The following is a 23,591-nucleotide window of genomic DNA, read 5'->3' on the forward strand; positions in this document are numbered from 1 at the left end:
AGGACGGAGACACAAGATGAGCATCGACTACCAGAGGCTGTCGTTCGAATACCGGCCGTGCCGCGAACAGAGCGCGCAAGACATGCATAGCGGCGCGGAGCAGCCGGCCTACCCGGTAATCGTGGTTGGCGCGGGCCCGGTGGGCCTCGCCACGGCGATCGACCTCGCGCAGCAGGGCGTGCCGGTGGTACTTGTAGACGACGACTGTTCGTTGTCCACGGGCTCGCGCGCGATCTGCTTCTCGAAGCGCTCGCTCGATATTTTCGATCGCCTCGGATGCGGTCAGCGAATGGTGGACAAGGGCATCAGCTGGAATGTCGGCAAAGTGTTCCTCAAAGACGAACTCGTCTATTCGTTCAATCTGCAGCCGGAAGCGGGCCACCATCGGCCCGCGTTCATCAACTTGCAGCAGTATTACGTCGAAGGCTTTCTGCTCGAACGCGCGCAGCAAATGCCGAACATCGAGATTCGCTGGAAAAGCAAAGTGGTCGGTGTGGAGCAAAGCGGAACGCCGGGAACGTGCGACGCAGCCGTGACGTTGACCGTCGACACGCCCGACGGTCAGTACGCTTTGCGCGGCCGCTATGTGGTCGCCGCCGATGGCTCGCGTAGTCCGATTCGCAATTTGATGGGACTCGACAGCAAAGGCGTCACGTTCAAAGACCGGTTCCTGATCGCCGACGTGAAAATGGAAGCGGACTTTCCGACCGAGCGCTGGTTCTGGTTCGATCCACCGTTTCATCCGAATCAGTCGGTGCTGCTGCACCGTCAGCCGGACAACGTGTGGCGAATCGATTTCCAGCTTGGATGGGACGCCGATCCGGTGCTGGAAAAAACGCCGGAGCGCGTCATTCCGCGTGTGCGCGCGTTGCTCGGACCCGATGCAAAGTTCGAACTGGAATGGGTCAGCGTCTATACGTTTTCGTGTTTGCGCATGGAGCGCTTCCGGCACGGCAACGTGCTGTTCGCGGGCGATTCCGCACATGGTGTGTCGCCGTTTGGCGCACGCGGTGCCAATAGCGGCGTGCAGGACGCGGAGAACCTCGCATGGAAACTGGCGATGGTGCTCGAAGGCAAGGCGTCGGATGCGTTGCTCGACACGTATGCAAGCGAACGCGAATTTGCCGCCGACGAAAACATCCGCAACTCGACACGGTCCACCGATTTCATCACCCCGAAGAGTCCGGTGAGCCGCGTGTTTCGCGACGCTGTGCTGAAGCTCGCACGCCACCATCCGTTTGCGCGGCAGCTGGCGAACAGTGGCCGCTTGTCGGTGCCCGCGGTGCTGAGCGGCTCGCCGCTGAATACGCCGGATAACGACAGCTTCGAGGGGGCGATGGTGCCGGGTGCGGCCTGTGTGGATGCGCCAGTGCAGGCGGCGCGCGAACCGGCGTGGCTGCTCGCTCATCTTGGTCAGCAATTCACTGGCGTGCTGTTCTGTGGCGAAGATGGCATCGACGCGCAAACCGAAGGCGCGTTGAATAGCCTTCTCACAGGCGCGATTCCTATGAAACTCGTTGTGGTCGCCCGTGGCGAAGCGGCGGCGCCCGCGATAGCGCACGCGAAGATTGTGCGCGACGTGGAAGGCGTGGCGAGCGCGCGCTACGACGCGCAACCCGGCACGTTTTATCTGATCCGGCCGGACCAGCATGTATGCGCTCGTTGGCGGCGACTCGACGCGAGCGCGGTGGAGAACGCGCTGAAACGCGCGTTGTGCGTGGAAGGTACGGCCTGAATCCACCGCAGGCGTAGCGATAAATAGGATCTGGAGACACGACATGGCACTGAACACGCAACTGAATCTCGCGCGTCCCGACGATTTCTACGAGGCGTTGATCGACATGCATCGCGACCTCGACGACGCGCGCAGTCAGTCCGCCAATGCGCAACTCATTCTGCTGCTAGCCAACCATATCGGCGATCACGCGACGCTGCTCGAAGCGATCCGTCTCGCACGCGAAGGCGTGGCTGATCCAGCGACACAAGGCGGCGAGATCCATCCACTGGCAGCGTAATCGACGCTGCATGTAGCGTGAACGCGCGCCCGGCTCCCAGGGTCGCGCGCACTTCATCGCGACAGTAGGGCGGTTCCGCGCATTCGCACGCCGCCACCTCAGCAGACAACAACGCGGTGCATCAAGACACCGGACCCGTGGGTCCGTAGGACCCTTCACGCCTCATGTTTGGAGATAACCGATGAGTCAATCACTTGCCCGCGCGCTCGAGCCGAGTTCAAGCACTGCCGCGCACGACGATCTGCTGTATCGCAAAGTATCGCTGCGTATCGTGCCGTTTCTGTTTCTCTGTTATGTCGTGTCGTTTCTGGATCGGATCAACATTGGCTTCGCGCAATTGCAGATGAAGCACGACCTTGGTTTCAGCGACGCCATGTACGGTCTCGGCGCAGCCGTGTTCTATATCGGCTATGTGCTGTTCGAAGTGCCCAGCAATCTCCTGCTTTCGCGATTCGGCGCACGCCGCACGTTCACGCGGATCATGCTGCTGTGGGGCGTGGCGTCGGTTGGCATGATGATGGTGTCGACGCCCGCGCACTTCTATCTGCTGCGCTTCATGCTTGGCGTCTTCGAAGCCGGCTTTTTTCCGGGCATCGTACTGTATTTGACCTATTGGTATCCGGCGCGCCGGCGCGCGTCCGTGCTGTCGGTTTTCTTCGCGGGCGTTGCGGTTGCGGGCGTGCTCGGCGGCCTGGTGTCGGGCTGGATCATGCGCGATATGGGCGGCGTGCTGGGTCTGTACGGCTGGCAGTGGATGTTTGCGATTGAAGGCGCGCCGGCCGTTGTGCTGGGGCTCGTCGCCGCGTTTTATCTCGTCGACGGCCCGCAGCACGCAAAATGGCTTACGGCGGGCGAGAAAGCCCAACTGATCGCCGAGCGCGATGAGAACCGCACCGCATCGTCGCATTCGTCACACTCGTTCATCCAGGCTTTGCGCAATCCGCGCGTCTACCTGTTTGCGTTCATCTATTTTTCGCTGACGTGTGCGTCGTTGACGCTCAGTTTCTGGATGCCGTTGATGATTCGCGACTTCGGCATTCGCGATGTTCTCGCAATCAGTCTTTACAGCGTCATTCCGAATGCAATCGGTGCGGTTGGTCTCGTGCTGATCGCGCGTCATTCCGACCGGCGCGCAGAGCGTCGCCGGCATTTCGCGGTATGCACGATTGGCGGGGGCATCGCGCTGTCTCTTTTGACGCTGCATTTAAGCAGTTTTCCGGCGATGCTCGCGATTCTGTCGCTCGCAACATTGTTGATCTTCTCTGCGTTGCCAATCTTCTGGACCGTGCCGTCGAGTTACCTGTCAGGCGCTGCGGCGGCGGGCGGCATAGCGTTGATTAGCAGCATCGGTATTACGAGCGGCATTGTCAGCCCGTGGGTGATCGGGCTGATCAAGGCGCACACCGGCAGCATGGATAGCGCGCTTTATATATTGACGGTATTGCTGTTCGCGAGCGGTGTCGCGCTGTTAATCGGCGTGCCGAAAGAAGCAACGAGCGCGTGAAATCCCGCCGTGCAGAAGGGGAATCATCATGTAGAGTCGCGGTAATTCCACTGCGCTCAGTTCTTCCGATGTCTGACACCATCGAACCGCTTCCACTCCAGCATCAAGGGCCGCCCGACGTTTCGTTGTGGCGGATCGATCTGCGTTTCGACATGTCGCTCGATGCCGCACGTTTCGCGTGCCTCAGTCACGACGAGCGCGAACGAGCGCACAACTTCCGCCAGCGTGACGACGGGCTGCGCTTCGCCTCAACGCGCGCGGCGTTGCGCGAGTTGCTCGCGCAACGCATGGGCGTTGAAGCTCACGCTGTGCGCTTCGCACTCGACGCAAACCGGCGGCCACGGCTCGCGGATTCGACAGCGCCCGATTTCAACGTGTCCCATGCGGGAAGCTTTGCTTTGATCGCGATGTCGAATGTTCGGCGCGTCGGTGTCGATATCGAACAGCACAGCGACAGATTCGACTGGCGTTCCATCATGACGCTGACGCTCGACCCAGACGAAGCGGCGTGGATCGAGCGCCTCGATCCTTCCGAACAGATGACCGCGTTCTACGACGCATGGACGGCGAAGGAAGCGCTCGTCAAAACAACGGGCGTCGGCATCACGCGAGGCTTGCAGCATCTCGCCGTACTGCCGCGCGAAGGCAATCGCGTGATGCTGCGCAATGCCATTGCGCACGACATGCGTGAGATCGCCGCGCAATGGATAGAGGCGCCGCATGGCTATGCCGCGTGCGTTGCGTGGTCGCTGTCGACGTCGATGTCGTCGCGTGCGCAGTAACACGCGGACTGTCAGCACGTGCGTTGCCGCGCATCACAATGCAACTCAATGCAACTAACTGTCAGCCCCGCACCCCGCCTCCCGATATGATGACAAAGCGCGGCAAAGCCGGGCACCAGAACCGCTTAGCAACAATGCTTCTCTATCCAGACTAGCCATGCCGACACATCCGTCCGACGCTGCCGCACCTCCCATAGCCGACTACGCGGCGCAGCGCCTTCCTATGTTGATGCTGGCTGCCGCGTTGTCGCTGGGGAGCGCAATTGCGCTGGGCCTCGCGCGCTTTGCCTACGCGCTGCTATTACCGTCGATGAAACTGGACCTCGGCTGGACCTTCGCCGAAGCCGGGGCAATGAACACTGCGAATGCGCTCGGCTATCTGCTCGGCGCACTGGCGTTTCCGCGACTCGCGCGTCGCTGGCAGGCAGACAAACTGTTCGTGGCCGGCTGCGTAGGCACCGCGTTTCTCATGGCGGCCAGCGGCCTGCTTGCCGACACTAATTCGCTGCTTGTGCTGCGCGTGATCACTGGCGCGAGCAGCGCTGCGGTTTTCATTAGCGGTGGCGTGCTCGCCGCGCGGCTTGCGTCGGCGAGTCCGCGCGATGCGGGCCTCGTTCTCGGCTTGTATTACGGGGGCACGGGATGGGGCATCGTCGCTTCGTCCGTACTGGTGCCGTTGACCATTCTCAACCGTGCGCATGGCTGGCAGTTTGCGTGGTTTGCGTTGGCTGCCGCATGCGCGGCATTCAGCGTGGCCGCCATCGGCGCCGCGCGCAAGATCGAGGGCGTGCACGCGGTGGCGGCAACGGCACCGGCGCACTTGGGCAATACAGACGACGCCCCGCGCTGGCCGCGTTTCGCTCGTGCGCTCGGCGGCTATGCGCTGTTCGGCGTCGGCTATATCGGCTACATGACGTTCATTGTCGCGTTGTTGCGCAACGCGGGCATGAGCGCCACGGTCGTCACGGGTTTTTATCTGTTGCTCGGCATCGCGACGGTGCTTTCCGCGCGCCTGTGGTCAGGGCTGCTCGACCGCATGCGCGGCGGTCAGGCGCTCGCCGTGCTCAATGCGTTGCTGGCGGTCGCGACGCTGTTGCCCGCGCTATTCACGCAACCGTGGATCGCGTTCGCATCGGGCGCGCTGTTCGGCGCGACGTTCCTGTCCGCCGTTGCATCGACGACGGCGTTCGTGCGCCACAACCTGCCGACGAGCCACTGGGCAAAAGGCATCAGCGCATTCACGATCGTTTTTGCATTTGGGCAGATCGTTGGGCCGATGGTTATCGGCTGGGTGTCCGACGGAGCAGGTCTCGCTCGCGGCCTCATCTATTCCGCGCTGTTGCTGGCGGGCGGCGCTGTGCTCGCCGCATGTCAAAGACCGCTGCGTCGGAATTGAATGCGTGTATTGACCGGGAGCGGTGTCGCCTTATACCTGCACGGACGGAATGCTCTTCATGCAGCGCAGCGCAAACATCGAGCGGCTATGACGAATGCCCGCGATCTTGTATAGCTTCTCGCGCAAGAAGCGCTCATAACCCGCGGTGCCATCAACAGCGACCTTGACGAGGTAATCGTAATCGCCCGACACAAGGTACGCTTCGAGCACTTCGGTGAGTGTCGCGAGCTCGACGCCGAAGCGCGCGAGTGCATCGTCGTCGTGACGGTCGAGCGTCACTTCGAGCAGCACGATGTCGGCGAAGCCGAGCTTCTGCTGATCCAGCAGCGCGACATAGCCGCGAATGTAGCCTTCGTTTTCCAGTTGACGCGTGCGATTCCAGCATGCCGTGGTCGACATGCCGACCAGTTCCGCCAGTTCCGCATTGCTTAAGCGCGCGTTCTTTTGTAATGCGCGCATGATCCTGCGATCCTGATTGTCCAGCGCGCGATTTTTGGGGCTCATGGCCGACCCGGAAGGTTGTTCGTCTAACCTTAATTCTATCGGAAGAACGTCCCGATAGGCGCAACGTCGCGTGGCGTATTCGGAAGCCTATCCAGCACGGTGACCGGTATATTTTCAGGGTGCATTCGTACCCGGGACAACCATCAGGCTCGACGCAAACGGGCCCCTTGCGGCCACAAGCTGCTATGGGTGATCGCTGCCTTTACCGAAGGCGGCATGAGAGAAACTGCGACGCTACCGTATCGCAGTGAATGCTCGCTCTGGCACGAATGCATGTATCGCACATATCGCACGTACAGCATGTATCGCACGTATGGCGACGAGCGTCGCGAGCCGCATCTAGACCCGCATTAAAAAACGCGCGGCCACATAAGGGCCGCGCCACGGGACAGGTCTCACGAGATCAATGGAAGATGAGGTACAGAATTACCAGCACGATTACCGGAACACCGAGAAGCCAGCCAAGTAGGTAAGGCATGATGTATCTCCTTTCGTATAAGGTTGGAACACGAAGGAGATTGAGCATCTCGCGTGCCCGGGTTATTTCCGATCGCTGCATGTGGACGTCAGGCGCGCGAAAGCCCCGTAAATCAAGGCAAATTCTCGCGTAACACGATGCTGAACTGCACCGGCTTCACGTCGCTCATTGCATCGCGCTTATCGCGCACGTTGCGGAAAATGCGCAAACAGTTTCCCACCATTGCCTGCGGAGTCTGTGTGATCAATGCGTCCATTGTTCCGTCGATTAGCAACGCGCGCGTGTCCGGCGTCAGGCCATGTCCTACGAAAAGAATCTTCTGATCCGAGCGCGCTTCGACGATTGCGCGCGCCACGCCATCCGATCCGCCGCCACTGTTGTAAATGCCGGCGAGGTCCGGATGCTGCTCCAGCAGCCTGCGCGTCTGCACATAATTGCGCTCGCTGTCGTCCTGTCCTTCGCGTAGTCCGATTACACGCACTTGCGGGAACGTGGATTCGATCAAATGAAGAAAACCGATCTCACGTTCTTCATGTCCGCGATAGTTGAGGCTGCCCGCCAGCATCGCGATCTTCCCGCTCGGCCGCGGACCCATGAAACGCCCGAGCAACAATGCGGCTGTGCGTCCCGCTGAACGATTGTCGATACCCACGTAAGCTAGCCGCCGCGCATTCGACAGATCGGAAATCAGCGTGATCGCGGGCACGCCCTGGTCGGCCAGCGCATTGACTGCATCGCGCACCACAGGGTGCTCGAGCGCCATGAACACCACGCCATCCGCGCGTTGTCCGTAATGCAGCAGACGGTCGGCCAGTTCTTTAGGGTTGAAACTTTCGACGTAATGGACGCGGCACTTCATGTCGAGCGCATTCCATTGATCGTGCGCGAAGTCGATATAGTCGCCCAGCATGTGCAGATAGCGATTCGTGCCGGCGGGCAGCAGAAACGCGATGCGCATGGGTTTGGAGGCGGGCGTGGCAGGCCCTTCTTGTGTGAGCAGATAGCCGAGTTGCGCAGCCGCCTGCAACACGCGTTGTGCAGTGACGGCGCGCACGCCTTCGCGGCTGTTGAGCACGCGATCCACTGTGGCCGTGGAGACGCCCGCAGCGCGCGCGATGTCCGGAATGCGGGCACGCGCAGCGGCGGCAGAGTTAAGCGGATCGGGCATAACCGTCCTTCGCAGGTTGGAAGTCCATCAAAAACCATCAAGTTCGCGGTTTGACAGCGATTGCCGCGCACGCCTAGTCTTGCAGCTGTCACGCGACGACTCAACGCACCTGATCGGAAGTCAGCACGTTGCCAGCAAGTGATGATGTGTTTTGATGGATTGGACAGTCACATCAATTATAAGCAAGGAGACACTCAAATGACCAACCTCGCGAGACGCGCATTGCTGCGTGCCGCAGCCGCCGCTCCCGTGGCCGGCGCGCTCGGATTTCCGGCGATCGTGCGTGCTGCATCCGGCCCGGAGTTCGTGTTCAAGTACGGCAATAACCTGCCGCTTACGCATCCACTGAACGTTCGCGCGCAGGAGGCGGCCAATCAGATCCGCGAGGCGTCGAAGGGGCGCATGGAGATCCGCATATTCCCCAACAACCAACTTGGCGGCGATACGGACATGCTCGCGCAGGTGCGTAGCGGCGGCATTGAAATGTTCACGCCCTCAGCACTCGTCGTATCCACGCTCGCGCCGTCAGTCGCGATCAACGCCGTCGGCTTTGCGTTCAACGACTACAACCAGGTGTGGGCTGCAATGGACGGCAAGCTCGGCGCCTATGTGCGCGCGGCGATGCAGAAGGCCGGGCTCGAATCGTTTGAAAAGATGTGGGACAACGGCTTTCGTCAGACGACCACCAGCAACGGGCCGATCACGAGTGCGCAGAACATGCGCGGTCTGAAGATTCGTGTACCGGTGAGTCCGCTCAGCATCGACATGTTCAAGGGGCTCGGCGCCGCACCGACCAGTTTGCAATTCAGCGAAGTGTATTCGTCGCTGCAAACTCATATTGTCGATGCGCAAGAAAATCCGTTGCCAATCGTGCAGGTCGCAAAACTCTACGAAGTGCAGAAGTATTGCTCACTGACCAATCACATGTGGGACGGCTACTGGTTTGTACTCAATCCGCGCGCATGGCAGCGTCTACCGAAAGACCTGCAAGGCATTGCAAGCGATGCGTTCAATCAGTGTGCGTTGAAGCAGCGCGAAGATGTACGCAAGCTCAACGACGCGGCCGTCGCCGATCTGCAAAGCAAGGGTCTTGCGATCAACCGGCCCGCGCCTGATTCGTTTCGCGCGGCGCTGCGTCAAGCGGGTTTCTACGCGCAATGGAAAGATAAATTCGGCAATCAGGCGTGGGACCTGCTCGAACAATCGGTCGGCAAACTGGCCTGATGCAACATCGCGCGGGCAAGCATCGGACTACGCGCGGCGCCCCGCCGCGAGGAGATAGCAGCATGTCGAATCACGCATTGAATGCAGCGCAAGCCGCTGTGCCGTTGCCGACGGTGAGCACGCCGCGCCGGTGGCTGAAGGTGCTCGACCGCGGCCTGATTTCGGTCGTCGAAGTGTGCGCGGCGTTGCTGCTTGCTGTGGAAATCGTGGTCATGCTGGCGGGCGTGGTATCGCGCTACGCGTTGCATCAGCCTCTGGTGTGGTCGGATGAACTGGCCGGCATCCTGTTCCTTTGGCTCGCCATGTTGGGCGCTGTTCTCGCATTGCGGCGCGGCGAACACATGCGTATGACCGTGCTCGTCAGCCGGTTATCCACGGAGCGTCGCGCCTTTGTCGATACGCTGGCCATCGCCGCCTCGGTCGCGTTGCTGGCGCTGCTCGTCGCGCCCGCTTATAACTACGCGTCCGGCGAAGCGGCCATCGTCACCCCTGCTTTGCAAATCAGCAACGCGTGGCGTGCATTTGCATTGCCGATTGGCGCCGCGCTGATGCTGGTCGTCGGCCTGATCCGGCTTGCGCAGACTAGCCGGATGCGTGACGTCGTTATTGCGCTGGCGATCGCGGCGCTTCTCGGCGCGGCGGCGATATGGGCGGGACCGTGGTTCCAGACGCTCGGCAAGGCGAATCTGATCATCTTCTTCGTGGGCGTGGTTGCTATCGGCATCTTCTCCGGCGTGCCAATCGGATTTTCGTTCGCGCTGGCCACGTTCGGTTATCTAGGCCTTTCGACCTTCACTCCGCTGGAAGTAGTCGTGGGGCGCATGGACGAAGGCATGTCGCATCTCGTGCTGCTGGCGGTGCCGCTCTTCGTCTTTCTCGGTCTGCTCATCGAAATGACCGGCATGGCGCGCGCGATGATCCAGTTCCTCGCGAGTCTTGTCGGTCACGTGCGTGGCGGTCTGTCGTTTGTGCTGATCGGCGCGATGTATCTCGTGTCCGGCATCTCCGGTTCGAAAGTGGCCGATATGGCAGCCATCGCGCCCGTGTTGTTTCCCGAGATGAAAAAGCGCGGCGCGTCCGAGGGCGACCTGGTCGCGCTGCTCGCCACCACCGGCGCGCAAAGCGAAACCATTCCGCCGAGCATCGTGCTGATTACGATCGGCTCCGTCACAGGACTTTCCATTTCCGCGCTCTTCACTGCGGGCATGTTACCGGGCGCCGTGCTTGCGCTCATTTTGTGCGTCGTCGTGTGGTGGCGCTATAGGAAGGAAGATCTGAGCGGCACGCAACGTTTCAGCAAGCGGCAGATAGGCCGGCTGTTCATCGTGTCGCTGCCCGCGCTGGCGTTGCCATTCGTGATCCGGGCCGCGGTCGTCGAAGGTGTCGCGACTGCCACCGAAGTGTCGACTATCGGTATTGCGTACTCGATGCTAATCGGCCTCCTGATCTATCGGCGTTTCGAGTGGCGACGCCTTCCCCGCATGCTTGTCGATGCAGCCACATTGTCGGGCGCGATTCTGTTCATTATCGGCTGCGCCACAGCAATGGCATGGGCGCTTACGCAGTCGGGCTTCTCGCAGGATCTTGCGCAATGGATGGGTGCGATGCCCGGCGGCGCATACGGTTTTCTCGCGGTGTCGATCGTCGTGTTCGTGATGCTCGGCAGCGTACTCGAAGGCATTCCGGCGATTGTGCTGTTCGGACCGCTGCTGTTTCCAATCGCGCGGCTTGCGGGCGTGCATGAAGTTCACTACGCGATCGTGGTGATTCTTTCGATGGGAGTGGGCCTCTTCTCGCCGCCGTTCGGCGTGGGCTATTACTCGGCGTGCGCGATCAGCAAGGTCAGTCCCGACGCGGGCATTCGTCCTATTGTCGGCTATATGGGGGCGTTGATCGTGGGGCTGATTGTCGTGGCCGCGATACCCTGGATTTCAACCGGCTTTCTCTAACTGCCGTCTTTCCGTTCGACCTTCGGGCGCTGCATTTTCTGCCGCGCCGGGAGTTGCTCGTCTATCAATAATTGCTGCGTGGGGAGATTTTCATGAGTCGATTCTTTGGCGAGATTCGCCAGGCGGGGTACGTGGTGCGCGATATCGAGGCCGCCATGGATTACTGGAGCCGCGTGCTCGGTGTGGGACCGTGGTTTTACAACGAGCGAGTGCCCATTGAGAACTACACCTATCGCGGGCAATCATACGAAGTTCATAACTCGGTTGCGCTCGCCAACTCCGGGCCGCTTCAAGTCGAACTGATTCAGACGAGAAACGAGGCGCCCTCCATGTATCGCGACTTTCTCACCGCCGGCAATACAGGGCTTCAGCACAACGCATACTGGACAACTTCGTTCGACGCCGACCTCGCGCGTTTGCAGCAGCAAGGCTTCAAGGTTGCGATGAGCGGCGAAGTCGGCCGCAATGGCCGCTTCGTGTACTTCGATACTGAGAATCATCCGGGAACGGTGATCGAGCTTTCGGAGATTGCGGGACCAAAGGGGAAGCTCTTCGACATGATCTACGCGGCCTCACGCGATTGGGACGGCCGTGAGCCGGTGCGCCGCTTTCCCGATTTGAGCACGTTATGACCTACACACAGGAGCCGCGTGGCGGCGACCGCGATTCGCTCGAAGCCGATTATCTGATCGAGACGCCGCTCGATCTCGCGCGCGTCGCCGAAATCATGGCTGGCGAGCAGTCTAGCGGCACTTTCGTGCGCGTGGCCAACGAAACCGACGCATTGCGCGCGCGAAGCCGCGCAAGCGTGCTGCGCATCGAGGAGCTGGAACCCGTGGCGCAGCCGAGCCTTCATAGCGCATGGCTCGCCCGGAAAGGCGCGCTCGGACCCTGGCGGCGCGCGCGCGTTACGCTGTCTTTTCCGCTTGCCAACATTGGCGCGAACTTGCCGACGCTCGCCGCAACCGTCGCGGGCAATTTATACGACCTCGGCGAAGTCACCGGCATGCGGTTATTGTCGCTGCGTTTGCCGGCGTCTTATCGCGCACGCTTTGAGACGCCGCGTCATGGTGTGAAGGGTACGCGTGCGTTGACTCAGGTAATCGACGGGCCGATGATCGGCACCATCATCAAACCGAACGTGGGTCTGAGTGCGCAGGAAACCGCGGCGCTCGTGCGCGAGTTGTGCGAGGCAGGCGTAGATTTTATAAAGGATGACGAAGTAAGCGCGAACCCCGCGCATGCACCGCTTGCCGAACGGGTGCGCGCGGTCATGGCCGAAGTGCGTCGCTATCGCGAACGCAGCGGCCGCCCGGTAATGGTCGCCTTCAATATCACCGACGACCTGGACGCGATGCGTCGGCACGCCGAACTGGTGGAGCGCGAGGGCGGCGCGTGTGTGATGGCGAGCATCAACTGGTGCGGCTTTTCCGCTATTCAGACGCTGCGCCGCGCCACGCCGTTGGTGCTGCACGCACATCGCAACGGCTACGGCATGATGTCGCGCGATCCCTCGCTTGGCATATCGTTTCAGGCTTATCAGACGCTGTGGCGTCTCGCTGGCGTCGATCATATGCATGTACATGGTCTCGCCGGGAAATTCGCACAGAGCGATGCCGAGGTCATCGAGTCCGCACGCGACTGCGCGACGCCGCTCGCTCCCGGCTGCGATGACACGGTATTGCCGGCGTTTTCTTCAGGACAGTGGGCAGGTACCGCACAGGCTACGTTCGATGCCGTGCAATCCACCGACTTGCTGTTCATGTCCGGCGGCGGCATCCTCGCGCATCCCGATGGCCCCGCGGCCGGTGTCACGAGTGTCAGGCAGGCATGGGCCGCAGTGCAAGCGCGCACGCCTGTGCCCGTCTACGCGGAGCGCATGCCGGAACTGCGGCGCGCGCTCGAGTTTTTCGGTGGCCGCGGGTGAACACACACAACGACGACACGAGCAGCGGCAATATCGCCGGCGGCCCTCAATACGCGTTTTACGGCGACGATTTCACCGGCGCGACCGATACGCTCGCGCATCTGGCACGCGCCGGATTGCGCACCATGCTGCTGTTAGCGCCACCGGACCCAACGCATCTGGGAAAGCTCGGCCCGCTCGATGCGATTGGCGTGGCGGGCGCCGCGCGGACGATGTCGCCGGATCAGCAGCGCGCGGAGCTGACACGTGTCGGTCAGGCGTTTGCCCAACTCGGCGTGCGGGTGATGCACTACAAGGTGTGCTCGACTTTCGACAGCGCGCCGCGAACGGGCAGCATCGGCGTGGCGATCCGCACATTGCGCGAGTATTGCGCGAACCCGCTTGTCGCAGTGATTGGCGGACAGCCCAGTCTGCGGCGCTATTGCGTGTTCGGTGAGTTGTATGCAGCGGCGGGCGCTGACGATGGCGAATCGTCCATCTACCGGATCGATCGTCATCCGACCATGAGCCGGCATCCCGTTACGCCGATGAGCGAGGCGGACCTGCGCGTGCATCTGCAGCGGCAGGGCGTGGAGAACGTGCAGTCCATCGACTGGCGCTGCTATGCGGCAGGCGACGCCGCGCTGCAAACAGAGCTGGAACGCCGGCTCACTTTGCGGCCCGATGCGGTGCTATTCGATGTACTCGACGATTCGCATCTTCAAACGATTGGGCGTTTGCTGGCGAATCAGGCGAGAAGCGCCGCGCCGCTCCTTGCGGTGGGCGCAAGCAGTGTCGCGCAGGCGTATGTCTCCACGCTTGGCCAATCGGCCGCGGGTGAAGCGACGCCGCGGTGCGAACGGTTGGCTCGTGCGCGCAGTCCGGTATTCGTGATGGCGGGCAGCCTGTCGCCGTTGACCGAGGTGCAGATTCGCGCCGCGCGCTCATATCGCCACATTGAACTGGACCCGCTGCAGATGACGGGCGAATCGGCACACAGCTATCTAATGGCGCAAGTGGCAGCAATCGCCGACGCGTTGCGCAATGGAAGCAATGTACTGGCCTTCACGTCGCGGCGCGAACCGAGCGCTGTTGAATCGTCCGGCGCGTTACCTCGGCTTGCTCACGCTTGTGCGGTTCTGTTGAGGCAAGTGCTCGACGCGGAGAAATTACAGCGTGTCGGCATTGCGGGCGGTGACACATCGAGTATCGCTGTGCGAGCACTCGGCGCATGGGGCTTGTCGTATCTTGCACCGCTGTCGGCTGGGGTGAGCGTGTGCCGTGTCCACGCCGACAGTCCTCAACTGGATGGCATCGAGCTAATGCTCAAAGGCGGTCAGATGGGCGAGATCGATCTGTTCGAAAAACTGCTGGAAGGTCACGGCGACAACGACTGTACTGACGTCTAGCCATTGTCGGCAAATCCCGGATACAGCGTCATGCCGCCGTCGACAAACAAGGTTGTACCCACAACGTAGTCGCTTTCATCCGATGCAAGCCAGACGGCAGCCTTGCCGATGTCTTCCACTTCGCCGACGCGGCCATAAGGGATCAGTTGCAATAGTTTGTCGCGCGCCGCGCTCGTGTCCCACGCGTCCCGATTGATCTGGGTGCGGATCGCGCCGGGCGCAATCGAGTTCACGCGGATGCGCTCCGGCGCCACTTCCTGCGCGAGTGACTTCATGAACATCTGAATCCCACCCTTCGACGCGGCGTAGTTAACATGTCCGGCCCACGGAATCACCTCGTGGACGGAACTCATGCAGATGATCTTGCCGACCGCTTTCGATACCGACGTCGGTCCGCGTCGGCGGAATTCTTTTACGGCTGCCTGAGCGGTGAGGAATTGCCCCGTCAGGTTGGTGGCCAACACCGTTTGCCAATCTTCCAGCGTCATTTCCGCAAAAGCGCTGTCCTTCTGCAAACCGGAATTGGCGACGACGATATCCAACGTGCCGAAGCGAGCGCGGCACGCTTCGAACATCGCGTCGACATCAGCGGGATTCGATACATCCGCTTTAACCGCGATTGCAGCGCCGCCCGATTGATTGATTTCGTCGGCGAGCTTCTCGGCCGATTCAGCGTGCGAATGATAATTCAGAGCGACGGACGCGCCCGCATCGGCGAGCGCCTTTGCAACGCCATAGCCGATGCCCGAGCTTGCGCCCGTGACCAATGCGAATTGATTGGCGAGTAACTTTTCCATCGCAATTCCTTGGGGGTTGAACGTGCCTTTTGTCTAAGTACGAATATAGCGAGGCCGCCGGATTTGCGCGCAGTTCACTGCATCGCGATCCGGCGGCCTGGCCTGCGTGGACTTATTGATGATGTGACCGCATCACGGATCGGCTAAACGACGCCGGCGACAAGCAGCACGATCACAACGATGAGCACGATACCGAGACCACCCGTCGGCGCATAGCCCCATGAACGGCTATGCGGCCACGTCGGCAACGCGCCAATGAGGAGAAGAATCAGCACAACCAGAAGAATAGTTCCCAACATATATGACCTCCGCTTGGTTGATGGAGCTGCCTATCGAGGAGCCTCGCACGCTTGATTGGCGTGCGTGGGACCAGGCAGCGTCGTCAACCTGCTTGAGCAAGCGTCGTGCCCAACATGGCAACGCGGGGCCGGTCACGCGCGCCGACTACGCTCACATACCGGTTGCAGGCGCGGTCCTGACGCGCGACGCGACGATGTCCGCGATGAACGCAAGGGCAAGCGCGACGGCGCCACAAGCAAAGATCAGCGCGTAGTTGTTATGCGAGTGCGAAAACAGGTACGAGTAGCCATAACCACCGAGCGCCTGGAAGAGCGCAAATGCAGTGGTCGCACGGCTCCACGACGCCCGTTGCTCGGTGTGATCGTGCGGCACGAGTTCGTGAATGCGACCGAGCGCGAGCGGAACGATACCGGGCGTAAAGACGCCGAGAATCACAGTCGACAATCCGAGGACCCATGCATTGCCGGAAAGCGCGAGCATTGCAACGGCTACCGCCTGCAGCAGCAGCGCAACGCGATAAGCCTTGCCGTAACCGATCCGATGCGCAACGTTGCCTGCAATGACTGGTCCGACGATCGCGGCAAGCCCATAGAGCACCCAGTAGTCCGCGCCAATTGCCGCACCTCGACCGAGGCCGCGCGCCACATAATCGACAAGCAGGATCATTGCCGGCACGAGACCGAGCGCGTTCGCTGCATATTGCGCATACAGCACACGCAGCCCGAGATTGCTGGCGTGTGAAGCGTGACGATTGCCGGCTGCTGCGACCGGTGCAGGCGGATTGGTCGACGGCCAGCCGAACCAGCTCACCGCGGTCAATGCGAGCGCGACTGCGCCAAGACCGAGCCATGTGGTTCTCAGCCCGAAATGCAGCAGTTCAGGTATCAGCGTTCCGGACGCTGCAATGCCAAGGCCCAGTCCGAGAAAGATCATGCCGCTGACGAAGCCGCGGCGCGCCGCGGGAATGTGCGGAAGAATAGAAGTCGCGACGAGCACCATGATGGCACCGCCGGAGATGCCCGAAAGCAGACGCCACGCGAAGAACCAGCTGATCGAGAGCGGATATGCGCAGGCGAAGAAGGCTGCGGTTACAACAGCCATCAGCAGACGCAATGCGGTACGGTTCGATAACGCCGACGCAAGCGGTCGGCCGATCAACGCACCGATCAGATAGCCCGCGAAATTGGCGGCGCCGAGTGTCACCGCTTGTGACGACGTGAACCAGTGCGCCTGAATCAGTGACGGAATCAGCGGCGTGTACGCAAAGCGCGCGAGTCCGATTGCGACGAGGCTGCCGCACAAGCCGGCGAGCGTCGCGTAGAGCGAACGGGCGTCGAGCGATGTAGAGCCCGGAGAGGTCAATGAGGGCGCTGAAGACATGACGATTCCTTTACCGGCCAACGTGCTGAACGTGGATTCGGCTGTGGGTAAAAATGCGATGGTGTGCGCCCGTTAGGCGCGTGACTTAGACGCCGCCGTGTTTGGCTGGTATCGCCGGCAAGCCGAGCAGCGCGAGAGCGGTTGCGGCAGCGCTCGTCAGCACTTCTCGTTGCGGATCGACCCGCGCGAGCACGCGCATGCCTAGTACTGTGGCGAGCAGATGAGTGGCCGCGTCGGCGGGCGACACGGTGGCCGCGATTGCGCCGCCCTTCTGCGCGGCGACAAGGCAACGATAAAAGAACTCGCGGATCTCGGCTATTTCGGTCGCGACGAGCCTACGAAATGCTTCGTCTTCCGATGAAATTTCGAGCGCCGAATTAACCAGCATGCAGCCACGTTTGTGCGGATCGGCGACAGAACGCTCAATTGTCTCGTCGAAGAAACCCGTAATGGCTTGAGCAGGCGGCACCGTGCTCTCGAAGCGCCTGATGCGCTCGCGCAGCGTGCAGTCCAGGTAGTGCTCGAGCGCGCGCAGATACAGCCCGCGCTTGTCGCCGAATGCGTTGTAGAGGCTCGGCTGGGTGAGACCCGTCGATTTGACGAGGTCGCGTGTGGAGGTGGCCTCGTAGCCCTTGAGCCAGAAGGTCGCGCTTGCTGCTTCGAGCACCTCTTGCTCGTCGAATCCGCGGGGTCGCGCCATGATTCATGTCCTTTACCGCCTGTGCGGCGGGTTCTGTATCGAACGATATAGAACGGGATTATATATCGATTGATACAGAACGCAAGGGCAATTTAACCGACGCGTATCTGGGCCGCCGCGCCCCGCCAGCAAGGGCGCGGCGCGGCGGTTTCCAATTGCGGACATCTCACGCGTCCTACAGATAGGTGCCTTTGATGCGCCCTTCGAAGATGGCAGTGTTGATGTCGAAGTCGTCGACTTGGCCCGAGGCGCCGCCGTCGACTGTGACGGCGACGGAACGGCCCCCGCGCACGAGTTTCATCTGCCCGGCGTCGAGCGTGGCTTCCTCGCGCGCCGCGTCGGCGCCGCGGGGCAGGTCCTTGATAATGACGGTGGATTTCATGGCGATACTCCTCGAAGTGGGCGGGCGAGCACGGCAAGGTGCTCGCTTCTATTTCTGCAAGGTGTATGCCAATTTTCGTTCGATGAACGCGGAAGCTGTCATCTCGTCGGCGACGCCGCGCCAGGCAACGATATGCGCGGCACGGCCGCAAGAAGCGCATTGCGATGAGCGAAAGACCGAAGCGAAGTGTGCGGACATAACCCACATGTCACGTTCGCAATGTTGGGCAGCGCTGCGGAAAGGTCCGCGCGCTGCGCCTCGCGCGACAAAAACGAAAGCGGCACGCGTCGATGACGCATGCCGCCGCACTGCTGATATGAAAGCGAATCTAGCCGCGCCGCTTATCGCGCGTAGCAGCTACTTTTCCGATGGCCTGATGCGCGGCCGGAAAGCCGGGTGGATACTCGACGACCCGCGCGGCAACCGGCACGAGTGGCGCGGCGCGCGTCAGGCGCGTGCCGATGCGTGCACCGCCGACAATGGCGGCCATTGCCTCGCGGTCGAGTTCCACGCTGTCAGTAAGGTCGTTGATGAGAAGTCTGGCCATGGTGTGTTCGCCGAAGAAGCCGCGTGCTACGACCGTTCACTGGTCTCGTCTGCGCTCGCGGATGGGGTCAAGTGTGCTGAGGTCTCGTCGCACTATGAGTATAGGAAATCTGTTTTGTGCCTGCCTGGCGGATATGGGCAGGCGGCAGTAGGGAGGCACACGGTCCTTCGTTGTCGCCGGGACGTTGACGTTGGCAATTTCCATTAGACCGCCTGCCGAGAGCAGCCTGGCGCCGCCGGACACCCGCTTACCGTCGGTAGGCGGCTGGGTTCGCGGACTCGGGAACGTCGCGAATCATGAGGGATGACATGGTATTTCTCCAAAGTGACGCGGAAGAAAAAAGCGACCGGCGCGAGGCGAAGCGGCATGAAAAAGCGGCCGCTTCGCCTCGCCGCTTATCGCACGTGGACGTTATTGCTCGCAACGTTGTTGGCGTTCGATCCGAGCAACCTGTCTGCTCGAGCGTCACTAATGCATGGCGTGTGCCAGATTTAGTAAAGGTTCCTAACAAAAGTATCGGCGCCCTTATGGCCTTGGCTCGCAGACCGACTCGCCGGATTTACGGATCTCCGCAGCGGCTAGCGCAGTCGCAGCGAGCGGTGGCACTCTCCCGACAACGCGCGCGGTTCTGTTGGAGCGCGTCCGACATCGGCCGCTCATGCACCGCGCGGGGCAATCCTGGTTTGCGAAAGCGCAGGCCTGGAGCTAGTATCGAAGCGGCACATGTAACTGGTTACGACAGCTTTCCTATCGGCCACGGGAGCCTCGGTCATATGCGATCGGGGCCTATGGCAGCGGCGGCATCTCGCACAAAATGGCTAGCCTTGCGCGTGTGATTCACGACTTCCAGAACGGCGAGCTGTCCCGTGACGAGTTCGTCGCTCAACTCGACAGCACGTTGGTGACCGAAGGCCTCGGTCCCGCGCAGCTGCTGGACATGCTCGGCGCCGCGCATCGTAAAGCGCCGCTGCCCGAGGACATTTACGTCGAAGTGCGGCGGCGCATCGAGCAGTTGCGTGTGTCGAATGTGGCCGCCGGCGGCGACGAAACCGGCATCCAGACTACGGTTGAAATTCCATCGGTGCGCTCGGCAGGCGCAATGCCTGCAGGCACCGGCGCGAGTGCGCCTAACGCATCCAGCGGGTTAGGCCATGACCAGATCAAAGGCACCGGCGACACGCTGAACAACCGCTTTGTACTCGAAGAGTGCCTGGGCGTCGGTGGAATGGGCACTGTTTACAAGGCGCTCGATCTGCGCAAGCTGGAGGCGTCGGACAGAAAGCCCTATCTGGCGATCAAGGTCCTCAACGTCCAGTTTCGCGGCAATCCGAATTCGCTAGTTGCGTTGCAGCGCGAGGCACGCAAGGCGCAGGTGCTCGCGCATCGCAACATCATCACGGTGTACGACTTCGATCGCGATGGGCCTATCGTCTATCTGACGATGGAGTACTTATCCGGCAAGCCACTCAGCCAGTTGCTGCGCACGCCGGGCTATCAGGGCATGCCAGTGCGCGCGGCGTTGCCCATCGTGCGTGGCATGTGCAGCGCGCTTGCGTATGCGCACGAACGCGGTTTCGTGCATTGCGATTTCAAACCCGCCAACGTCTTTCTCACGACGAATGCCGAAGTCAAAGTGATCGACTTCGGCATTGCCCGCGTGTTTCAGCGCCCGGAGGAAGAGAGCGATGCAACGGTCTTCGATCCCGGGAGCCTCGGCGCGCTGACGCCAGCGTATGCGAGCCCCGAAATGATCGAGCATCGCGAGCCCGACCCGCGTGACGATATTTACGCGCTGGGCTGCATCACGTATGAACTGTTGACCGGGCATCATCCGTTCGACCGGTTGTCCGCCACGCAGGCGCGCAACGCAGATTTCAAGCTGCAGCGGCCAGCGAATCTCGATACTAGGCAGTGGCGCGCGCTGCGCGCCGCGCTTTCGTTCGACCGCGCGACGCGCATGCCGAGCGTCACGCGCTTTATCGCGGAGTTCGACAACGAGGCGCGCGCCGAGAAATCCGGCACGTTGGCGAAGGCGGGGCTTGCGGGCTTCGCGGTGATTTGCGCCGCGGCTGTGGGCGTGTACGCGTGGAAGTCGGCGCCGAATCGTCAAAGCCAGGCGCAGTTGGGCGCGGGCTCGTCGCAGGGACGCGTCGATCGGGGCGCCTCGTTGTCCACGCAATCGAACGCAGCGGGCGTGGTGTCGACTGGTTCGTCAACGAACGCCTCGACGAACGCACCAACGACTGCGCCGACGAGCGCGTCGACAGCTGCCGCACCGCCCGCATCACCCCCGGCTCCAAAGCCCGCATTGACGCTCGCAGCCGTGACGCCGATGCTCGCGCAAGTGCCGTGTTCGGCGCTAGCTGCATCGACGCAAGACCACACGTTGACGGTGCGCGGCTATGTCTCCCAACGCTACGGCGTTGCGCGCCTGAAAGATGGGCTGCGGGCGCTTCCCGGCGTGGATGACGTGAAACTCGACGTTCAGTCCGTCGCGGACGATAAATGCGACACCGTTAAGGCGCTCGCGCCGTACTGGACGCAGAACTGGCAGGCCGGTCACATCGCCGGCTTGCAGGTGCGTCCCCCGAGCGGTCAGTTGAGTGAGGGCGATCCGCTGGTTGTCGACGTGAGCACGCCCGGCTATGACTCATACGTGAACCTCGACTATTACCAACTCGACGGTAACGTCGTTCATATGGTGCCGAGCCCGCGCGCGAAGGACAATCAGGCGCCACCGCGTTATTCGGCGACGATCGGCAGCGCAGGCGACTGGGTTATTTCCAAGCCGTTCGGTTCGGAGATGGTCGTGCTTCTGATCACGCCCGCACCGCTATTCGACAAGCCGCGTCCCGAAGCGGAATCGCGCACCGATTATCTTCGGGCACTCGACGCGCGCCTCGCGCAGATCGGCGCAAAGTATGGCCGGGAGCGGATCGTCGCTGACTTCGCGCCGATTACTACGAAGCCTCACGCGCCATAAACTGCGCATTCCCTTCAGCTTAACCGTGAAAGCGGTTGTAGCAATGCATCACTTCAGTTCTTTGACTACGCGAAAGCCGTCTTGCGATTGGCGCACACCTGAGCTGTATTTGAAGCGAGTCGCGCTGAGCATGTAGCCGCTGCCTTCCCGCCACGAGCCGCCGCGAATCACGCGCATGTCGCAAGTGGGGCTCTCCCACGCGCGGCCATCTGCGGGTGCGGACTGGTACGAGTTGTGCCAGCAGTCGGCGGTCCATTCCCAGACGCTGCCATTCATGTCGTGCAAGCCATATGGATTGGGCGCAAAAGAACCTGCCGGCTCGGGGCCTTCCTTGTGCCACGGTTCGCCGCAATCCTTGCAGTTTGCGGTTCCCTTGCGCATCTGATCTCCCCACCAGTAAGCGCTTGTCGTGCCGCCACGGTCCGCGTATTCCCACTCCGCTTCAGTGGGCAGACGGTACGGCTTGCCGGTTGTTTTGCCGAGCCACTTTACATACTGCTGCGCGTCATCCCAACTGAGGTCGCGTGCGGGTGCCGTCTTGTTCGCATTCGTTTCGGGAGTGAGTTTCGCACATGCGTTCGCGGCGACGCATGCATTCCACTGCTCGACGGTCACCTCGTACTTGCCGATCGCGAACGGTGCACCGATCGTCACGTGATGAACGGGTTTCTCTGATGGATCGTCGCTGCTGCTGCCCATTAGGAATGAGCCGGCGGGCAACGCGATCATGACTGGACACGCCGCGCAATCGCGGCTTTCACCTGCGACCGGCGCATGCACTGCGGGCTTCTGAGCGGTTGACGTGGCAGGCGGCGCTGGCGGTGCCGTAGTGCTCGCAGCGGGCGGCGCAGAAACGGCGCGCTGCCGATCAGGCGTCGCGGTAACGGAGGGCGCTGCAGGCGTTGAAGGACGCGCGGCTTGCGGTGTCGGTGTAGCAGGTGGCGTTGCCGGTTGCGCGGCGGGCGGCGCGGGGGAAGCTGCTGCAGCGGCCGCAGGCGCGGCCGATGCCGCCGCCCGCAAGCGATCGATGCGGGCATGCGCTAGCGTGGCGAAGCGCCCATTGGGATAGGCCTTCAAATACGCTTCGTAGTCGCCGGGATAGTTACTGTCCTTGATCGAATTCCAGAACGTAATTTCGTATTGTTCACTGCTGTCTTTTGGGAGAATGCCGCGACTGTGCAGTGTCACGACAGTATCGTCGTAGGTCTCGACATGTACGACCGGCACTGTGACCGCGCTGTTTCCTACATCTGCCGATGCCGCCAGCGAGGACGCAATCCACGGACTTTGCTCGCCACGTGTTATCTGGCGAGTCTCGGACGCGACGTTTGCAAGCAGGCTCATTAGAGGCTGTGCTGGTGCTTCGTCGAGTGTTCGCAGTAATGCCTGTGTGTAAATGCCATGGCGTAAGCCGTCCGCCGCAAAACCGCCAGGCGCGGTCGCATAGGCAACGACCGTGTTCGGCGGAAGAGCGGACGCATCCGGTGCAACAGCGGCGGCGAATGGATTGTCGAGACAGGTATCGAGGATTACGAGGTTGAGTTGGCCGTCGCGTGAATGCATTGCTTGCAAGACGATATTCAGATCGACGGCCTGGCGAAGCAGCGAAGCCGGCGAGCGCATGTCCAGTCCGGCGGGAATCAGCAACGTCTGCCCCCCGATCCGCATGCCGTGACCGGCGAAATAGAACAGGCCGATACCACCTGCGGTCAAACGCTCGCGTAGTTCGCGAATCGATCGTTGCATTACAGTCGGCGTTGCATTCGAAATCACGGTCACGTCGAAGCCGAGCGCACGCAATGTTCTGCCGACGGCTCGTGCGTCACGCGGCGCGTTTTGCCTGACGACGTCGTGTGAATTGTCGCCATACTCGCCATTGCCTATCACGAGTGCAATGCGTGGCGCGCCAGGATAATCGTGTCCGGCTGCGAACGGCGCGATTGCCCGGTCCATCGCACCGGTGCTTTCACGCGGCGCAGCGGCAAATGTATTGCCGCAATCCACCAGAATGGCCCCGGCCATCCACATCAGCAGGAATATTCGCCACATCTTCGGATCCTGTTTGTTCCGGACAGAACATAGGCATTCGCGTACAGCACCGGTCGGTGCTATGCGTTGCCGCCGCACGTACCGCGGACACGTATGGGACGCACGACGCGCTTTGGAC

General features: G+C 61.5%; 20 protein-coding genes. 11 read left to right on the forward strand and 9 right to left on the reverse strand.

The window, feature by feature from the left end; genetic code table 11:
- Window positions 1-16 precede the first annotated feature (16 nt).
- The 5 genes from H281_RS0119350 (at window position 17) to H281_RS0119370 (ending at window position 5,697) form a co-directional block, all read left to right on the forward strand.
- Window positions 17-1,735: an FAD-dependent oxidoreductase gene (locus H281_RS0119350; RefSeq protein ID WP_020068809.1), complete on the forward strand. Its 1,719-nt coding sequence runs from the start codon at window positions 17-19 to the stop codon at window positions 1,733-1,735.
- Between the two features lie 43 nt (window positions 1,736-1,778).
- Window positions 1,779-2,015: a DUF2783 domain-containing protein gene (locus tag H281_RS0119355; protein WP_020068810.1), complete on the forward strand. Its 237-nt coding sequence runs from the start codon at window positions 1,779-1,781 to the stop codon at window positions 2,013-2,015.
- A 181-nt stretch (window positions 2,016-2,196) separates the two neighbouring features.
- Window positions 2,197-3,519, forward strand: coding sequence for an MFS transporter (locus tag H281_RS0119360; protein WP_020068811.1), 1,323 nt, complete (start codon window positions 2,197-2,199; stop codon window positions 3,517-3,519).
- 68 nt (window positions 3,520-3,587) lie between these two features.
- On the forward strand, window positions 3,588-4,301 hold the full coding sequence (locus H281_RS0119365) for a 4'-phosphopantetheinyl transferase family protein (RefSeq protein WP_020068812.1): 714 nt from the start codon (window positions 3,588-3,590) through the stop codon (window positions 4,299-4,301).
- 157 nt (window positions 4,302-4,458) lie between these two features.
- The gene (locus H281_RS0119370; RefSeq protein WP_027804763.1) at window positions 4,459-5,697 is read left to right on the forward strand and encodes a YbfB/YjiJ family MFS transporter; all 1,239 of its coding nucleotides are present in this window, start codon (window positions 4,459-4,461) and stop codon (window positions 5,695-5,697) included.
- Between the two features lie 30 nt (window positions 5,698-5,727).
- On the opposite strand, the gene H281_RS0119375 is transcribed toward H281_RS0119370, so the two are convergent.
- Both H281_RS0119375 and H281_RS0119385 read right to left on the reverse strand, forming a co-directional pair.
- Window positions 5,728-6,201 (reverse strand): Lrp/AsnC family transcriptional regulator, encoded by a 474-nt coding sequence (locus H281_RS0119375; protein ID WP_020068814.1) that lies wholly within the window; start codon window positions 6,199-6,201, stop codon window positions 5,728-5,730.
- Window positions 6,202-6,791: 590 nt separating this feature from the next.
- The gene (locus tag H281_RS0119385) at window positions 6,792-7,847 is read right to left on the reverse strand and encodes a LacI family DNA-binding transcriptional regulator (protein ID WP_020068816.1); all 1,056 of its coding nucleotides are present in this window, start codon (window positions 7,845-7,847) and stop codon (window positions 6,792-6,794) included.
- Window positions 7,848-8,045: 198 nt separating this feature from the next.
- Here H281_RS0119385 and H281_RS0119390 point away from each other — a divergent pair, with 198 nt between their 5' ends.
- From H281_RS0119390 to H281_RS0119410, 5 genes are all read left to right on the forward strand, one after another.
- A complete protein-coding gene (locus H281_RS0119390; protein ID WP_020068817.1) occupies window positions 8,046-9,071 on the forward strand; it encodes a TRAP transporter substrate-binding protein in 1,026 nt (341 codons plus the stop codon).
- Window positions 9,072-9,133: 62 nt separating this feature from the next.
- Entirely contained in the window at window positions 9,134-11,020 is a 1,887-nt protein-coding gene (locus H281_RS0119395) for a TRAP transporter large permease (protein WP_020068818.1), read from the forward strand.
- Between the two features lie 92 nt (window positions 11,021-11,112).
- A complete protein-coding gene (locus tag H281_RS0119400; protein WP_020068819.1) occupies window positions 11,113-11,652 on the forward strand; it encodes a VOC family protein in 540 nt (179 codons plus the stop codon).
- The gene (locus tag H281_RS0119405; RefSeq protein ID WP_020068820.1) at window positions 11,649-12,947 is read left to right on the forward strand and encodes a ribulose-bisphosphate carboxylase large subunit family protein; all 1,299 of its coding nucleotides are present in this window, start codon (window positions 11,649-11,651) and stop codon (window positions 12,945-12,947) included. The genes H281_RS0119400 and H281_RS0119405 overlap by 4 nt, the downstream gene beginning before the upstream one ends.
- Entirely contained in the window at window positions 12,944-14,335 is a 1,392-nt protein-coding gene (locus H281_RS0119410) for a four-carbon acid sugar kinase family protein (protein WP_020068821.1), read from the forward strand. The genes H281_RS0119405 and H281_RS0119410 overlap by 4 nt, the downstream gene beginning before the upstream one ends.
- Here the strand turns inward: H281_RS0119410 and H281_RS0119415 are convergent.
- From H281_RS0119415 to H281_RS0119445, 6 genes are all read right to left on the reverse strand, one after another.
- Window positions 14,332-15,132, reverse strand: a complete 801-nt coding sequence (locus H281_RS0119415; RefSeq protein ID WP_020068822.1) for an SDR family oxidoreductase — start codon at window positions 15,130-15,132, stop codon at window positions 14,332-14,334. The two genes, H281_RS0119410 and H281_RS0119415, sit on opposite strands and share 4 nt — an antisense overlap.
- Before the next feature lie 143 nt (window positions 15,133-15,275).
- Window positions 15,276-15,431, reverse strand: coding sequence for a DUF3309 family protein (locus H281_RS36060; RefSeq protein ID WP_020068823.1), 156 nt, complete (start codon window positions 15,429-15,431; stop codon window positions 15,276-15,278).
- Window positions 15,432-15,582: 151 nt separating this feature from the next.
- On the reverse strand, window positions 15,583-16,812 hold the full coding sequence (locus tag H281_RS0119425; protein WP_020068824.1) for a YbfB/YjiJ family MFS transporter: 1,230 nt from the start codon (window positions 16,810-16,812) through the stop codon (window positions 15,583-15,585).
- An 85-nt stretch (window positions 16,813-16,897) separates the two neighbouring features.
- Window positions 16,898-17,512, reverse strand: a complete 615-nt coding sequence (locus tag H281_RS0119430; RefSeq protein ID WP_020068825.1) for a TetR/AcrR family transcriptional regulator — start codon at window positions 17,510-17,512, stop codon at window positions 16,898-16,900.
- Window positions 17,513-17,687: 175 nt separating this feature from the next.
- Window positions 17,688-17,894, reverse strand: coding sequence for a hypothetical protein (locus H281_RS0119435; protein ID WP_020068826.1), 207 nt, complete (start codon window positions 17,892-17,894; stop codon window positions 17,688-17,690).
- Between the two features lie 328 nt (window positions 17,895-18,222).
- Complete coding sequence (locus H281_RS0119445) at window positions 18,223-18,441, reverse strand: hypothetical protein (protein ID WP_020068828.1); 219 nt, start codon at window positions 18,439-18,441, stop codon at window positions 18,223-18,225.
- 814 nt (window positions 18,442-19,255) lie between these two features.
- On the opposite strand from H281_RS0119445, the gene H281_RS0119455 reads away from it, so the two are divergent.
- Window positions 19,256-21,424, forward strand: a complete 2,169-nt coding sequence (locus tag H281_RS0119455) for a serine/threonine protein kinase (RefSeq protein ID WP_020068830.1) — start codon at window positions 19,256-19,258, stop codon at window positions 21,422-21,424.
- 48 nt (window positions 21,425-21,472) lie between these two features.
- On the opposite strand, the gene H281_RS0119460 is transcribed toward H281_RS0119455, so the two are convergent.
- Complete coding sequence (locus H281_RS0119460) at window positions 21,473-23,473, reverse strand: SUMF1/EgtB/PvdO family nonheme iron enzyme (RefSeq protein ID WP_020068831.1); 2,001 nt, start codon at window positions 23,471-23,473, stop codon at window positions 21,473-21,475.
- Between the last annotated feature and the right edge of the window lie 118 nt (window positions 23,474-23,591).

Origin of the sequence: Paraburkholderia caledonica (genome assembly GCF_000383275.1) — a bacterium.
GTDB classification, from domain to species: Bacteria; Pseudomonadota; Gammaproteobacteria; order Burkholderiales; family Burkholderiaceae; genus Paraburkholderia; species Paraburkholderia caledonica.

Excerpts from the sequence above, each read along its gene's own strand:
- H281_RS0119350 (WP_020068809.1), top strand. The coding sequence starts at position 17 with ATGAGCATCGACTACCAGAGGCTGTCGTTCGAATACCGGCCGTGCCGC.
- H281_RS0119355 (WP_020068810.1), top strand. The coding sequence starts at position 1,779 with ATGGCACTGAACACGCAACTGAATCTCGCGCGTCCCGACGATTTCTAC.
- H281_RS0119360 (WP_020068811.1), top strand. The coding sequence starts at position 2,197 with ATGAGTCAATCACTTGCCCGCGCGCTCGAGCCGAGTTCAAGCACTGCC.
- H281_RS0119365 (WP_020068812.1), top strand. The coding sequence starts at position 3,588 with ATGTCTGACACCATCGAACCGCTTCCACTCCAGCATCAAGGGCCGCCC.
- H281_RS0119370 (WP_027804763.1), top strand. The coding sequence starts at position 4,459 with ATGCCGACACATCCGTCCGACGCTGCCGCACCTCCCATAGCCGACTAC.
- H281_RS0119375 (WP_020068814.1), bottom strand. The coding sequence starts at position 6,201 with ATGAGCCCCAAAAATCGCGCGCTGGACAATCAGGATCGCAGGATCATG.
- H281_RS0119385 (WP_020068816.1), bottom strand. The coding sequence starts at position 7,847 with ATGCCCGATCCGCTTAACTCTGCCGCCGCTGCGCGTGCCCGCATTCCG.
- H281_RS0119390 (WP_020068817.1), top strand. The coding sequence starts at position 8,046 with ATGACCAACCTCGCGAGACGCGCATTGCTGCGTGCCGCAGCCGCCGCT.
- H281_RS0119395 (WP_020068818.1), top strand. The coding sequence starts at position 9,134 with ATGTCGAATCACGCATTGAATGCAGCGCAAGCCGCTGTGCCGTTGCCG.
- H281_RS0119400 (WP_020068819.1), top strand. The coding sequence starts at position 11,113 with ATGAGTCGATTCTTTGGCGAGATTCGCCAGGCGGGGTACGTGGTGCGC.
- H281_RS0119405 (WP_020068820.1), top strand. The coding sequence starts at position 11,649 with ATGACCTACACACAGGAGCCGCGTGGCGGCGACCGCGATTCGCTCGAA.
- H281_RS0119415 (WP_020068822.1), bottom strand. The coding sequence starts at position 15,132 with ATGGAAAAGTTACTCGCCAATCAATTCGCATTGGTCACGGGCGCAAGC.
- H281_RS36060 (WP_020068823.1), bottom strand. The coding sequence starts at position 15,431 with ATGTTGGGAACTATTCTTCTGGTTGTGCTGATTCTTCTCCTCATTGGC.
- H281_RS0119425 (WP_020068824.1), bottom strand. The coding sequence starts at position 16,812 with ATGTCTTCAGCGCCCTCATTGACCTCTCCGGGCTCTACATCGCTCGAC.
- H281_RS0119430 (WP_020068825.1), bottom strand. The coding sequence starts at position 17,512 with ATGGCGCGACCCCGCGGATTCGACGAGCAAGAGGTGCTCGAAGCAGCA.
- H281_RS0119435 (WP_020068826.1), bottom strand. The coding sequence starts at position 17,894 with ATGAAATCCACCGTCATTATCAAGGACCTGCCCCGCGGCGCCGACGCG.
- H281_RS0119445 (WP_020068828.1), bottom strand. The coding sequence starts at position 18,441 with ATGGCCAGACTTCTCATCAACGACCTTACTGACAGCGTGGAACTCGAC.
- H281_RS0119455 (WP_020068830.1), top strand. The coding sequence starts at position 19,256 with ATGGCTAGCCTTGCGCGTGTGATTCACGACTTCCAGAACGGCGAGCTG.
- H281_RS0119460 (WP_020068831.1), bottom strand. The coding sequence starts at position 23,473 with ATGTGGCGAATATTCCTGCTGATGTGGATGGCCGGGGCCATTCTGGTG.